The organism is Sporocytophaga sp., from assembly GCF_017745095.1.
GTDB lineage: Bacteria > Bacteroidota > Bacteroidia > Cytophagales > Cytophagaceae > Sporocytophaga.
Window position 1 is genome coordinate 1 of record NZ_JAGHZZ010000060.1, and the last position, 15,401, is coordinate 15,401.

The following is a 15,401-nucleotide window of genomic DNA, read 5'->3' on the forward strand; positions in this document are numbered from 1 at the left end:
GTATATTTACTAGCACAATGCATTTTTAAGGTTGCATTTTGAATAAAGTTATTGAAATTTTTAATCAGATTTTTTATGAAAAGTATCCAACCAATCAAGACTAATTTAGATTATTACAGACAAGCAAGTAAGGTAATATGGAAGTATTCCCCTATAGATGTTTCTCAAATTAAGGTAAGTGATAGACCAACGAATTTACCTCAATTCCGATCACTTACGGCCTTATTTCCAAGCATTGTATGTGCAATAGACATAAAATCCAAAGAGTATCTATATGTAAGCAATAACATTGCAAGCACACTTGGGTATTCTCCGGAAGAATTTTATACAGAGGGTTTCCTTAAAACTATAAAACTCTTTCCTTTATCACAGCTAGAAATTGTTCTTGAAAAAATCTTCCCATTGATGTTTGAAACGTTTGAAGAACACAGCATCTCTAAGGATGTGGAAGACATAAAAATTTCATACTGTACCTTAATTAACCATAAAGATGGTCATCAGCACTGGTTCCTGCATCAGATAACTGTTTTAGCGAAAGATGAAAATAATAAAGCTCATATATTAATTAAACAGGTAACAGACATTAATCACTATAAAACCGATGACAACATTATTTTTACTGTTGATAAGAAAGATGGTCATGGCGTTTACCACAATATTCTTAAAAAATCTTTTCTGTCTGGCAATGTAGAACATGGGCTCTCTGAAAGAGAAATTGAGGTTTTGCATTTAATGGGTCAAGGCTATACCAGTAGAGAAATTGCAGATTCTTTATTTGTTAGCGAACATACCATCTATAAACACAGAAAAAATATGTTAAAAAAAATGAGTGTAAAAAGATCTGGCGATCTGTTAAAGAAAGCCATGGCTTTAGGAATTATATAGATTAAGAATATATATTATAGTTATTAAAAAATTTCCAATGTATAATATTTAATCATAAACAATAAACCTCTATATGCTCTCAAAAAACTTCCTCTCCTCTTAACAAAAGATACATTTGAAAGTAATTTAAAATTAGCATCAAATGGAAAGGTTGAGTTGCAGAAAATTGAAACATAATTAATGAAAGTAACTATAGGATGCGAAGCAAATGATATAGTCTGTGGCATTGATTTTTAAAAACTCTTGTTTTACTTTAACATTCTTCAAACAATATTTTACAAAAAATGGAAAGAATACTAGGCGTTGGTTCCAGAATTAATCACAATAGGTTCGGCGAGGGAATAGTTGCCGGAACAAAACTGGGTAATTACAGGATCAGCTTTTTTGGCAAAGGCATCATTGAAGTCCCTAAAGATACTGAAGAAATAGAAGTACTGGAGCTGCTTGCTCCCGAAGAACGGATGATAAGCAGTGATGATGTTGAAACTACATTGATTGGAATTCTCAGGAAATGGTCTGATCTTTCGGAAGTAGTGCCTATGGCAGACAAATGGAAAAAAGGCACATTGATTATCAAATCCTATGATGATTCAGTAAAACCCAAAGAAGTACCTCTTGATACTTTCTTTCACAAAATCGTAATGCTTAGGGACCGATTAAGGGTTCTGGAACAAAAGATTAATGCACATCCTGTCATGACGGATAGTGAAAAAGTAGATATGCAGCAGTATATAACGCGTATCTATGGTTCTTTAACAACATTCAATATATTATTTAAGAATTCATCTCAGGTGTTTGTTGGAGAGAAAGGAAAAGAATAATTAACACATTCAACAACGATTTTTATTAAAAAAAATGCGGACCATACTAAGTATGGTCCGCATTTTTTAAATGGAATTATATATTATTTTACTTTATCTTAATCATCCTAATAGCCTCTTTTTTACCGGAAGTATAGATCACTTTTAAAATATATGCTCCCTGCTCCAAATCTTCTCCCAAAGTAATTTCCTGTCCGTTAGAAACTCTTCCTTCTGAAGAAAGCGTTTCGCCCAGAAGGTTTACAACCGAATAACTTTCGATATCTTCATTTACTACAAATCTGAAATCTGTATTACTAGGATTAGGATATAATTTTAATTGCGAGGATGATGTTCCAGAGTAAACTCCGGATATAACCGGTGCTACATTAATAGTCACTGGAACTGATGGCATCTTTGCTCCGTTGTCATCTACCGCTACCGCTATGATTGTATAAATCCCATCACCTGGATTTAGCCATGTAAATTCGTAAGGCGCATTAACAGCTGAGCCTAAGAGCATGCTTCCGCTATAAAATTCCACTTTTGACACATTTCCATCTGCATCTGAAGCATCTGCTGTTAAGATTATTGATTCCGAAGAAAGTAATATTGCATTATTCTTTGGAGATGTGATTTTCACAGTAGGCGATTGATTAGCTACTGCTGTCAATGCTAACGGAGATGAAATTGTTACCCCTCCATTGCTATCGGTTACTTTAATAGTGATGTTGTGCGAGCCTGTTCCTGATACTGTCCAGTTAATATTAAAAGGAGCAGTACTTGAGGTTCCTATTAAAGTTGTCCCATCATAATATTCAACCTTTGCAATGCCTCCATCAGGATCACTTACTGAAATATCAAAATTAACAGATGCTCCAACTTTAACTGTACTGTTATCTGTCGGAGATTTTACCTGAATTACTGAAGGCTGATTTTCATTCACCTTAAATGATACTGCTGCACTGGTTGTTGTTGCGCCGTTATTGTCTGTCGCTTTGATAGTAACAGAATAAGTACCCACAGGCAAATCAGACAAAGTATAGGCATAAGGAGCAGTAAGATCTGTTCCTATCAAAGTACTTCCAGAATAAAATTCAACTTTAGTAATTGAACCATCTGCATCCGTTGCATCCCCATTTATTACAACTGAAGCTGGAGCTACAAAAGATGCATTGTTTGAAGGTGATATTATTGATACCGAAGGAGCTTGATTAACAATCAACAAAACAGAGGAAGAAATAGTCACTCCTCCTTTATCGTCAGTTGCTTGAGCTGTAATGGTGTATTTACCGGCAGTTACAGAGGCCCAGGTAAAACTATATGGAGCTGATGTATCAGTTCCTAATAGTGTATTTCCATTATAAAATTCAACTTTAGTAATTGCACCGTCAGAGTCTGTTGCATCTGCAGATAGTATCACATTGGTCGCCGGAGACTGAAGCACTGTATTATTTACAGGTGCTGTGATAGAAATGGATGGTAGCTTATTGGAATTTACAGTTATTTTAACAACAGAACTTGTTACTACAGCCCCATAATTATCTGTAGCTCTAGCTGTGATATTGTATGTTCCGGCTGCAACACCATTCCAGCTATAGCTGTATGGTGCAGTCAAATCTGAACCGAGAAAAGTAGCACCGTTATAAAACTCAACTTTTGAAACCACCCCTTCTGCATCAGATGCATCTGCGGTAATGGTAATATTCGCAAGAGCTACAAAAGATGCATTGTTTAAAGGAGATGTAATTAAAACTGTAGGTGCCTGATTGACAACAAGAGTTACCGAGGAAGAAGTTGACACCCCACCTTTATCATCCATAGCTTTTGCTGTCAAGGTATATGTACCTGCAGGAAGGCTTGCAATTGTAAAATTATAAGGTGAAGTATCATCACTTCCAAGCAATGTTGTTCCATTATAAAACTCAACTTTAACTACCGATCCATCAGTATCTGAGGCTAAAGCTGTCAATAAGACATTCGAAGCCGGAGCCTGAAGAACAGTATTATTTGCGGGAGCTGTCAATGAGACAGCAGGAAGTTTATTTGGGTTCACAACAACAGTAATAGCTGTACTAACAGTTGATGCGCCATTATTGTCTGTGGCTTTTGCTGTGATCGTGTACGTACCAGCAGCTACATTATTCCAGTCATAGGAGAATGGAGCTGTAGCATCACTTCCTATTAAAGCAGTGCCATTATAAAACTCAACTTTGGCAATATTACCATCTGAATCAGTCGCATTGGCTGTGATTGTAAATGATGCAGCTGCAACATAAGAAGCATTATTTGCAGGAGCTGTAATACTCACAGTCGGAGCTTTATTAACAGCTGTTACATCTACATAGTTAAGGTTTATCTCATCCGAATCGAAAACTACTCTCATGATTTGATTTCCGGCGGTTAAAGAAATTGCTGGAATCGTAACAGTCTGCCATGCCTGGAAATCACCAGTATTAGGAACTGAAATTGCTCCAGTAACATTTATACCGTTCATTTCTATATGCATGGTTTTGCCTGTTGATGCTGCAGCTACCCTTACCTTAAAGTCATATTTTCCCGTCTCTGCCACATTTACAGAATACTCCAGCCATTCACCTGTTACTGTCCAACCTACATTGTAACCTCCTCCTACATCTATTGATGCTTCTATATCAACGTCGTCTGTTCTGAAAGCAGAACCAGTATTCCCGGCGTCAGAATCAGAATAGGCAAGGCCACTTCCTCCCAAATCATAATTCTCGGCTTCTATTCTACCTGAAATTGGCCAAACTTTTCCGCCATAAGGTGTTTGAGGAACTGTTACAGTAATCTTTATAGCTGTTGAGGTACCAATACCTCCTTTATCATCAGTCGCCTTAGCCGTTATTGTATAAGTTCCCGCGGCAACGCCACTCCATATATAAGTATAAGGAGAAGTAGTTGCAGAACCTAGCAATGTCGTACCATTATAAAATTCTACTTTGCTGACCGTACCATCTGCATCCGCTGCACTAGCGGTCAGTGTTATGTTAGCTCCTCCTTCAAAAGTTGCATTGTTTAAAGGTGCTGTGATTGAAACTGTTGGAACTTTATTCGCATTTACCACAACAGTAATTGCAGTAGAAACAGTTGATGAACCTCCATTGTCGGTAGCCTTAGCTGTTATAGTGTACGTCCCAGCAGCTACTCCTGTCCAGGTATAAGTATAAGGTGAAGTTGTTGATGAACCCAGTAATGTGGTACCATTATAAAATTCCACTTTGCTGATTTGACCATCAGCATCAGAAGCGCTTGCCGTCAGTGTGATACTTGCCCCAGCTGCAAATGTTGCACTATTTGCAGGAGCTGTGATTGAAACGGTCGGTGCTTTATTGGCATTTACAACAATAGTAATTGCCGTAGAAGTTGTTGCCGCACCTCCATTATCAGTAGCTTTAGCCGTGATAGTAAAAGTTCCTGCAGCTACCCCTGTCCATGTATAAGAATAAGGAGAAGTAGTTGATGAACCTAGTAAAGTGGTACCGTTATAAAATTCCACTTTGGTAATTTGACCATCTGTATCTGAAGCATTTGCAGTCAATGTAATGTTTGCTCCAGCTGCATACGTTGCATTATTTGCTGGAGACGTTATAGAAACCGTTGGGCTAGCATTCGCTATACAGGAAATAAAATTATCAGCAACTGATACTTTACCTTTTATATATGTACCTGACTGAGTAAGGTTATTCCATGAACCTGAATTGCAAGATCCTGATGTAAGGGCTGCTGAAGTTTCAGCTTTATCAGAGTAACTCCAGTTGATCCAACTGATTTTCTTTGAATTCATCCAACTTATCCAGTTATCAAATTCGCTTAGGTAAGGACCACCATTACCACTTGCATCTGAAGTACCACATTCAGTAACGAAAAGTGCTTTACCTTTTGCTATTGCCGCATCTCCTTTTTGTCTTAAAGTTGCAGCATGAGTGCCACTATAAAAGTGTAAGGTATACATCAGGTTGTCATAGTTTAAAGGATCATTTGCAGCAATATCGACATCCTGACTCCAATTTGGAGTACCAACAATTATAATGGTATTTGGATCAATAGCTCTAATTACAGGAATAACTGCATTTGCATAGGTCTTCACAGTTGACCAGTTTACGCCATTTGGCTCATTACAGATCTCAAACAAAACATGTTTCTTTCCACCATGTTTAGTGGCCATATAGGTCCAGAAGTCTTTTGATTCAGTGAGATTTGCATTAGGATCACCCGGATTAAGAACGTGCCAGTCGATCATACAATAAATCCCCCTTTTACCGCACTCATCTACCCATGTATCAATATAAGTTTTCCAGGTTGTTGGATTTGTGACATAGCCCTGCTCTTGGACATACATTGCCAGACGGAAAATATCTATTCCCCAGTTGTTTACCAGCTCATCCAATGCTGAAGTTTTTACACAATTAGAAAACCATTGCAAACCATGCGAGCTGAATCCTTTAAGTTGTACCGGATTCCCGCATTCACTTGTCAATTGAGATCCTACCACCTTAAGTTTACCGTTCATGGCAACAGGCGAACCTGCAGGATATTGAGCAAAGCTACTCTGCCAGCAAAAAAATAATATTAGAAAAGCTATATTTCTAATGAAGGAGAAGTGCTTCATAATTGAAGGTTTTTAATTTTTTTTTGTATAATTTCCAGATTTAAAACTACAAATGCAATTATTGTTTGACAGATTCGACAAAAAATTTAATCCATCAAGTATTTTATATAATTATTATAAGAAAAAAATACAATATCAAAATCGAGAAAGCATGGTGATGTTAAATATTTTATATAAAAAATTAAATAAAAAACACCTGTAAAATACAAATATCCAAAAAATTATAAAACTGAGTAACTTTTCGATTAACGATGATCTTAGAAAAACTGCTCAATAGCAATAAAGCCAATATTCATCAAGGAGTGAAGAGTTCCCTGTCCTGCCATTGTTGGCTATGCATCAATAAAAAATCCAAATCCCGCCTGGTGCAGAATCTGGATTTTCATGTAAAAATATTCTTTCTTATCTAACTTTTATTAATCTAAAAGACTCTCTGTCTCCTGAAGCATAAATAACATTCAAAACATACGCCCCACGTTCAAATTCATTACCAATTGAGAGTTCGCTTCCCTTAGTTAAATTAGCTTCGGCATGCACATTTTGTCCCAGCAAATTTAATACTGATAAACTTCTAATATCTTCATTAACTTTCAGGTTAAAGAAATCAGGAGCAGGATTTGGGTAAATACTCAATGAATTTCCTGAAGAATGGCTAGTTAAACCTGTGACAACATCAGAAGGTGTAATTTCCACGTAATCCAGATTCAATTCACTTGAATCAAAAACTACTTTCATGATCTGGATCCCTTCAGTCAGATATATCCCCGGTACTTTAGCTTTCTTAAAATCGAACCATCCGGTTGTATAAGGAACCAAAATTGGGCCTGTTACATCTACATCATTGATTTCAATATGCATATATCTTTCACGTGGAGGATTAGGAGTAAATGTACATCCATTGATTGCAAAATCATATATGCCCGTATTTAAGACATTAACTGTATATTTTAACCATTCACCTTTTTCTATATAAGATATGTGGTAACCTTCATACCCACTTCCATTATAGGAACCATGGCCTTCCACATCAACCAGATCTCCCCTCCCATATTCATTACGACCCATTCTATAAGAGTCATAATACCCAACATTATTTCCGCCCAGATCATAATTCTCTGCTTCAACAAGTCCTGGTATTGGCCAAGGGTTTCCTCCAAACGGAGCCTGGGGTATAATCACAGTAATCGTCATTTTTTCAGATCCATATGAATAACTGCCTTTATCATCAATTGCCGTTGCAGAAATAATATACTTTCCAGCTTTTACATCTTTCCAGGTAAATGTGTATGGCGGTGCAGTTGCTCCACCTATAATTTTACCACCATCTGTATCATTATAAAAATAAACTCTACTTATATTTCCATCAGCATCATCCGCTAATGCTTCCAATGTTATCGTAGCAGGTTCATAATATACTGAATTATTTTCAGGTGATTTAATGGAGACTGTTGGCCTTTTATTTGGGTATACCTCGATTGTGACCGGAGAGGAAACAGAAACTCCGCCATTGTTATCTTTTGCTTTAGCAGTTACTACATATGTCCCCGGAGCAACACTAAAACTCAGATTATAAATATATATCCCACTTGCTTCCTGATAACCAAATGTCGAAGAAGTTATCAAAGTTGTCCCGTTGTAAAGTTCTACATTATTAATGGTTCCATCAGCATCTGAAGCATTAACAACTACAGTACCTCCTACATTCTCATAAAAAATCGTGTTATTGGCCGGAGATTTAATTGATACGACAGGCAATTTATTATTATTAACAACTACAATAATCGAATTGGAAACCGTTACAGCACCTGTATTATCGGTGGCTTTAGCTGTAAGTGTATATGCCCCTGAAGAAACTTTAATCCATTTACATGTAAAAGGAGATGTTGTAGAAGACCCAACCAATACTTGTCCGCTATAGAAATCGACTTTCACAACAGAACCATCAGGATCAGATGCAACAGCAGTTAAGGTTATATTATTGTAATTGGTGCCACTAATTACAGTATCCTGTTTTGCTGTTGTTAATGAAACAATGGGTGGTTTATTTTCAATAACAGTAAATGTTATAGGGGCAGTCTCTGTTATTCCACCATAATTATCCAAGACTTTGGCAGTTATGGTATGTTTTCCAACAGGAAATTTGTAAAAATTTATTATGTATGGGAAAGAACCAGATTCAGCAATAAAATCTTTTCCACTATAATAACTCACCTTACTCACTGAACCAAAGAAATTACCTATTTCTACCGACAGCGGAATTATAGCAGGCCCAACAATTGAAGAGTTATTTAAAGGAGATGATATTGAAACAGCTGGTGGTGTGTACACTGTAAATCTAATTGGAGATGAATATGTTACCCCTCCTTTATTATCAGTAACTTTTGCAATAAATTCATATGTCCTATCCCCACGAAGCTCAGCATAAAAAAACGACTCTGTAGATCTTACTGTATTTAGTGTAAAATCTACAAAAGCTCCATTTAAAATCTCTAATTTTTCAACTGTTCCATCTGAATCAAATGAAGATACTGATAACCTAAAATTTTTTGCAGGGCCTTTTATTGCATTTGACAATGACAAAGTACTATTAATCAAGGTACCATCAAGATATGCCGCCATTGTTATAGAGGGTAATACATTGTCATTAGATGATTGTGCCCGTGTTATATTGCTTCCAAATACCATTATTAGAAACGCAACATTTTTAAAAATAGATAAAAAAAACTTCATAGGTTATTAATTAAGATTGAACACACCGCAATTTAAGTTAAATTTCAATATTGATACTTCAATCAATTAAAATAATGTTCAAACTCATATCTGCTTCTCACACTAAAAAATACAATAATTAATAAATCATAAAAAGTTTAAAATCATTAAACAATTAATTGGATGATCGGTTTTTAAATTCAAAGAGGTTAATACAGAGTACAAAAGATGACTTGTCCGGAGAACAAGAATCTGATGATTCCTTTCCGGACAAGCTCATTATAAAGCTTAAACTTTCTTTTGATTCAGAAATTCATATTTCTGAGATATCAATTCGCTTACAAGCCCTGTCCAGCCTGTCTGATGAGAAGCTCCAAGTCCTTTGCCTGAATCGCCGTGGAAATATTCGTAAAAAAGAATATAGTCTTTAAAATTAGGATCTTTGTTTAGCTTGTCTACATTACCAAATACCGGTCTCTTCCCCTCTGCATTCATTGTAAACAGCTTAATAAGGCGGTCGCCAAGGTGATGAGCAATTTCTTTAAGACTTAGCATATCTCCAGAACCTACTGGGTATTCTACTTTATAATCATCTCCGAAATAATGGTAAAATTTATTCAGAGATTCGATCAACAGGAAGTTGACGGGAAACCATATTGGACCTCTCCAGTTGGAGTTTCCGCCGAACAGCTTTGAATCTGACTCCCCCGGAAGATAACTAACTGAAAATAAATTTTCATTGACCTTTATTTCATAAGGTTTATCCTTATGATACTTAGACAAAGCGCGAATTCCATAATCAGATAAGAACTCCTTTTCATCTAAAGCTCTCTTTAATAAGTTTTTTAATCTTGATCCTCTGAGTAATGAAAGCAGCCTTGTTTCGCCCTTTCCGGCTTCATACCATCTGGAAACCAAGACCGAAAGGTCAGGACGATTTTCCAGTACCCATTCCAATCTCCTTTTAAAATCCGGAAGATCGGAGACCATTTCCGGCTCTATCGTCTCCACAGCAAACATCGGAATCAAGCCCACCATGGACCGGATCTTCATAGGTATGCTTTCTCCCTCCGGCTTATGAAGCACATCATAAAAGAACTCATCCTCATTATCCCAAAGGCTGATACCTTTTCCGGCAATATTAGTAATGGCACCAGCGATATAAAGAAAGTGTTCAAAGAATTTTGTAGCCACATCCTGGTAAACAGGTCTTTCCATAGCCAACTCTGTACTGATCTTAAGAAGGTTCAATGAATACATCGCCATCCAGCTTGTACCATCTGCCTGCTCGAGATACCCACCGGTCGGCAGTTTCTGACTTCTATCAAACACACCAATGTTATCAAGACCAAGGAATCCACCTTCAAAGATGTTATTACCGCTTATGTCTTTTTGGTTTACCCACCAAGTAAAGTTAAGCAAGAGCTTATGCAGCACTTTTTCCAGAAAATCATAATCACCTTTCCCGGTAAACTCTTTATCAATCTGATATACTTTATATGCTGCCCATGCGTGTACAGGAGGGTTAACATCACTGAAGTTCCATTCATATGCTGGAATTTGTCCATTAGGATGCATATAATATTCTCTCAGCAGCACTACCAGTTGTCTCTTTGCAAAATTAGGATCTAATCGTGCTAGAGGAATACAATGAAATGCAAGATCCCAAGCAGCATACCATGGGTATTCCCATTTATCCGGCATCGAAATAATATTGGAATTACTCAGATGCCTCCATTGACTGTTTCGTTTATGCTTTCTTTCTTCAGGAGGTGTAGGTTGGCCAGGATCACCTTCAAGCCATTGATTCACATTAAAGTAATAAAACTGCTTGCTCCATAACATTCCTGCATAAGACTGACGCTGGATCATTTTCAGCTCCGGGTCAGTAACGTTCTTCTGCAAGTCATTATAAAAGGCATCAGCTTCATTCAACCTCAAACTGAATATATCATCAAACTCTTCAAAAGCTCCTTGATGTGATTTATCTGCAAGTCTGAGTTTGATCACCTTTGTTTCTCCCGGCGCAAAATCAAGTTCATAAAATGCCGAAGCTTTAGTTCCCTCTTTAAAGTTTACAGCTCCTGTCTTGCCTTTAACTATATAATCATTAATGCCATCCTTACAATAAGTAGTAGAGTTGGCAAAATTATATAATCGTTTATAGTTGGTTTCATTATCGCAAAAGAGGAATGATCTGTTATGATTTTCTGCATACAGATGAAAAGACTTATCAGGTCTGTATTTTATGTGAATTTCATCATTGGAAACTGCCTGCATTCCGGGCTTATAAATTTTGCTATCCCAAGACCATGTGTTTCTCAGCCATATCGTAGGTAAAACAGTGAGTCTGCAATGGTCAGCACCCCTGTTGGTAATACTTATCTTTACCAGGATATCTTCCTTGTCAGCTTTTGCATATTCAATGAAAACATCATAATAACGATTATCGTCAAAGACACCGGTTTCCAGGATTTCATATTCAGGATCTGCCTTTGTTCTTTTCCCATTTTCCGCTACTATTTTATCATAAGGGAATGCTCTTTGAGGATATTTGTAGAGCATTTTCATATAAGAATGTGAGGGTGTATTATCAAGATAGTAATATAACTCCTTACAATCTTCTCCGTGATTCCCTTCGTTTCCGGAAAGACCATAAAGTCTCTCTTTCAGTATCGGATCTTTACCATTCCAAAGAGCTAAAGCAAAACATAATAATGATTTATTATCTGAAATACCTGCAATACCTTCTTCTCCCCATCTGTAGGCCCTGCTTCTGGCCATATCGTGTGAAACAAACTCCCAGGCCCCTCCTGAAGCACTATAATCTTCCCTTACAGTTCCCCATTGCCTTTCGGTTAAATATGGTCCCCATTTTTTCCATCCAATACTTTCCCTGTATTGTTTAACACGCTCCCGTTCAGGATTCCAACTATTTTCCATTTAGTAAATAAAAAAATGATCATGCATTAATTCGAATAAATAGCATAGAGCTTAGACCCTATGCTGACTAATCACCCATAACGGGCTTAGTAAATGTAATGTGACTTTTAAACTTTCAACTAGCAACTTATAATTTGAGAAGTTTTTCTCATTACTCCTTCAAAAATTAAAAATCGTTTGAGGCGGAAAGTGAGACGCCAACATGGCGTCTCTAAGGCTTTCTGCTTTAAGCTTAATTTACCTTTACTTTCTCATAACCTACCATGTAGGTCTTTGGCGTCAAGGTCTTCACGACCTCTTTTTTCTGCTTACCGTTTTTATCAACCATCTTCACCTGAACGTAATCTTCCTCTGTCTTAATATCTACAATGATCTCTACGTTTTCTTCTTTTGGTATGATAATGTATTGGTTTTCCACTTTAGGATCTGGTTTGATAGAAGCATGCTTGGATGTAACATACATGGTATGCTTTACATTTTCTATTCCCCCTTCGAGCTTCACTCTGATCTTATTTTCTTTGTTCTTTTTCAAATGCGTAATCAGGTTCTCCGAATCTCCTTCTACAAGGTAAATATTTGCCTTTGGAGCAGAACCTTCTTTAGGTTTACCCTGAGCAAATATATTCAGGGAAACAAAAGTCATTGCCAGGATAATTATAGTTCTTAATGTCATGTATATTTTTTTCTAGATTAGTATTTTAAATTTACAGAAATAATCCCGAAAGGTTATTTGATTCGGGCAATCTCAATGCTTTTTTTATTTACCTTAATTAAACTTCCCTCATTATATTTTTCCAGATAAACTGCTGTTGGTTTTTCCTGGCTTTTAATCCATCCTTCTCCTAAAAACTTTCCGCTTTGAGTAAATATAATACTTCTATGGTTGGTAAGGTCATTTACAAGCCAATAAGAAATATTAGTCGCTACTGAATGAATATACTTAATATCATAACTCTCTAAAGGAAAATTAGTCTGTGTAAACAAAGGGCTTAGGGACATATCTAGAAAATCCAGACGATCTTTGTCTTTTCTGACAATTGTATACGACTTGATTCTATTATCAGGATACAGGGAGAATTTACTTTCAGGACTTAAGCGAAATAACTGTGCTCTCTTTACTATTTTACCTGAAAAATCGACTTTAATTAATTCTCCTTTTTCTGATAATATTGAAATGTAACTATTCGTGTTTGAAGAACTCTTTTCTATAAAAAACGGACTTACTGTGGCATGCTCGAGCTTTATCGGAAAACCTTTGATAAGCTGACCTTTTCTGTTGAATACATGTAACTTCCCTTTTCTTGATAAGGCTACAATATAATCCTTATCATCTATGCGCACATGAGCAGGTTTGCCTATTAAACTGTAATCAAGCTTTTTTGGCTTCCAACCATCAAGTAATTTTCCTTGAGTATCCAAGGCATAAATATTATCCGAATCATCACCTACAAAAATTCTGTAATTTTTGCTTCCATCATAATCAATCAATGCAAGAGAAGTAATATAAACTTTACCAGGAATAGTTACAGGATATCCCTTTATCAACTGACCATTAGCACTATTGATAGCATAAATTTTATTTCTGACTGCAAAAACTATTTCATCCTTGCCTGCTTTGTCAATATTTCCCCACACAGGTTCTGAACTTAGTTTTCCTTCAACTTTAGCACTCCATAATAATGTTCCAAATCTTGAAAACAAGTGCGTTTTAAACAATGAATCCTGAACTAGAAAATGTTCTTCCAGCCCTGATATTGCTCTTAAGGGATATGCCTCAGATATAAGGCCAGCATTGAACTGTAAAGTTTTATTGATAGCCAAAGATTTAGGTATGCCTGTTGTGCTACCTTTACCTTTTTGAATAATATACCTGAATAAAAATTTCTTATCAGAGCTTGTAGAAAAGCTCACACCTGTATAGGAAAGATTACCTGAAGATCTTATCCAATTGTTCTTTATCTCTGTATCTCGAATACACTTACTAGCTAGGAATTCCGACCGATCAGGATTTACATAAAGTGAGATATTGGAAGGATCAGCAAAAAACTTTATTCCAGCTGTCTTTTTCAGAACGTACCCGTTTTGAACCTGCTGAAGGTAAGTTTCCAATGCAGTTAACTGGTTTCCAATTACAACAAAGTTGCCATGACTTGTAATGAAGTATTCTTTAAAATCAGAAAATACAGGGCCGAATAAATGTGTAAGAAGGTTCTTTTTATGTACTGCATAAATCTTTCTGTTCGGATTAGGTGTGGTTACCGAAGTAGATGAATCTGCCAACGTTCTTAAAGCCTTCATAAATGCACTTGCATCTGAAGTTTTGATAATAGCATATTGGAAAACTCTATCGGAAATTTCAGGCTCAGTGATCACATAGGCTACTTCATCTTTAATAAGTTCGACAGCTTTTGTCAATTGCTTATATGCTCCTCCTTTTAAAGGAATCTCTTCATTCATTTTATCATACTCTTCAAACCAGGCAGGACAATTAGAAATACCAAGTCTGAAAATCGTTGACGCATTTTCAGGAATTACTGCCCCCATTGAAAACTTTACAGGACTTTGATTTCTAAAAGTATTCAGAAATTGATTTTCCTCCGCTACTGTTTTGCCATTCAACATTAATCCTGCTCCTGCCTTTTCCCAAGTTACACCTGAGTAGGACGCAAAATTCGCCAGTCCTTTGAGGCCTGTAGCATACTTTGGTGTGCAATACAGCGACAAATATCCGGGCAGGTTCTTATGATTTATAAGTATTTTCGTTGAAATTTTATCTTCTGCAAGATTATCCGCCTTAAGCCAGGTAAAATCTTTATCCTGACCAAGATTTCTGATAACATCTTCAAGCAAAAAGCCTGAAAAACTTCCAATAAAATATCCTTGATAAAATATGAATGAAAACTTTTTTCTCTCCCCTCTTCTGCCTAAATCATATATCATGATATCATTGAAGAGACGATGATCCAGTGTTAATGAAGCATCTTGCTTTACAAGATTTTCAAAATCAGAATGAGCTTTTTCTTCATCTTTCTTCAGATAAAAAATAAGGTCAACATCACTTTTCCCAGCAGCATTCAAAGAAATATATATCTTTTGTTTATCTGAAAATTTGATCAGGCTGTCGAGGAGCGGATCTTCATTTAGATGACTGTATAGAAATTCAAAAAAAGGAACAGAGGAAAACATGGAAGAAGATGATCTACATTCCTTCATAACATCCGTAAGGTCTTCAGATTCCATTAATATTACAGCTGAAGGAGACAACAGTTCATATACTGCATCTTTTTCATTTTTATAAAATCTGAAAGCAGTGACAATAAGCACTGCTGCCGTAACAGTGATTCCGGCAGCAATTAAAGCTTTCCTTTTTCCGCTTAAAAATTCTTTAACCTTATTGATTACTTCTGATTTGCTTTTGGAAAGCATTTGCA

7 protein-coding genes are annotated in these 15,401 nt (G+C 36.3%); 2 read left to right on the forward strand and 5 right to left on the reverse strand.

Going from position 1 to position 15,401, the window contains the following annotated elements; all coding sequences use genetic code 11:
* Positions 1–75: 75 nt before the first annotated feature.
* Both J7604_RS26185 and J7604_RS26190 read left to right on the forward strand, forming a co-directional pair.
* Entirely contained in the window at positions 76–885 is an 810-nt protein-coding gene (locus J7604_RS26185; RefSeq protein WP_293903331.1) for a LuxR C-terminal-related transcriptional regulator, read from the forward strand.
* Between the two features lie 284 nt (positions 886–1,169).
* The gene (locus J7604_RS26190) at positions 1,170–1,706 is read left to right on the forward strand and encodes a hypothetical protein (protein ID WP_293903334.1); all 537 of its coding nucleotides are present in this window, start codon (positions 1,170–1,172) and stop codon (positions 1,704–1,706) included.
* An 88-nt stretch (positions 1,707–1,794) separates the two neighbouring features.
* On the opposite strand, the gene J7604_RS26195 is transcribed toward J7604_RS26190, so the two are convergent.
* The 5 genes from J7604_RS26195 to J7604_RS26215 all read right to left on the reverse strand — a co-directional run bounded on the left by J7604_RS26195 (position 1,795) and on the right by J7604_RS26215 (position 15,396).
* Entirely contained in the window at positions 1,795–6,318 is a 4,524-nt protein-coding gene (locus J7604_RS26195) for an Ig-like domain-containing protein (RefSeq protein WP_293903337.1), read from the reverse strand.
* Positions 6,319–6,720: 402 nt separating this feature from the next.
* Positions 6,721–9,048: an Ig-like domain-containing protein gene (locus tag J7604_RS26200; protein ID WP_293903340.1), complete on the reverse strand. Its 2,328-nt coding sequence runs from the start codon at positions 9,046–9,048 to the stop codon at positions 6,721–6,723.
* Between the two features lie 267 nt (positions 9,049–9,315).
* Positions 9,316–11,970, reverse strand: coding sequence for a glucosidase (locus J7604_RS26205; RefSeq protein WP_293903343.1), 2,655 nt, complete (start codon positions 11,968–11,970; stop codon positions 9,316–9,318).
* A gap of 232 nt (positions 11,971–12,202) precedes the next feature.
* Complete coding sequence (locus tag J7604_RS26210; protein ID WP_293903346.1) at positions 12,203–12,643, reverse strand: hypothetical protein; 441 nt, start codon at positions 12,641–12,643, stop codon at positions 12,203–12,205.
* A gap of 53 nt (positions 12,644–12,696) precedes the next feature.
* The gene (locus J7604_RS26215; protein ID WP_293903349.1) at positions 12,697–15,396 is read right to left on the reverse strand and encodes a hypothetical protein; all 2,700 of its coding nucleotides are present in this window, start codon (positions 15,394–15,396) and stop codon (positions 12,697–12,699) included.
* Between the last annotated feature and the right edge of the window lie 5 nt (positions 15,397–15,401).

Excerpts from the sequence above, each read along its gene's own strand:
- J7604_RS26185 (WP_293903331.1), top strand. The coding sequence starts at position 76 with ATGAAAAGTATCCAACCAATCAAGACTAATTTAGATTATTACAGACAA.
- J7604_RS26190 (WP_293903334.1), top strand. The coding sequence starts at position 1,170 with ATGGAAAGAATACTAGGCGTTGGTTCCAGAATTAATCACAATAGGTTC.
- J7604_RS26195 (WP_293903337.1), bottom strand. The coding sequence starts at position 6,318 with ATGAAGCACTTCTCCTTCATTAGAAATATAGCTTTTCTAATATTATTT.
- J7604_RS26200 (WP_293903340.1), bottom strand. The coding sequence starts at position 9,048 with ATGAAGTTTTTTTTATCTATTTTTAAAAATGTTGCGTTTCTAATAATG.
- J7604_RS26205 (WP_293903343.1), bottom strand. The coding sequence starts at position 11,970 with ATGGAAAATAGTTGGAATCCTGAACGGGAGCGTGTTAAACAATACAGG.
- J7604_RS26210 (WP_293903346.1), bottom strand. The coding sequence starts at position 12,643 with ATGACATTAAGAACTATAATTATCCTGGCAATGACTTTTGTTTCCCTG.
- J7604_RS26215 (WP_293903349.1), bottom strand. The coding sequence starts at position 15,396 with ATGCTTTCCAAAAGCAAATCAGAAGTAATCAATAAGGTTAAAGAATTT.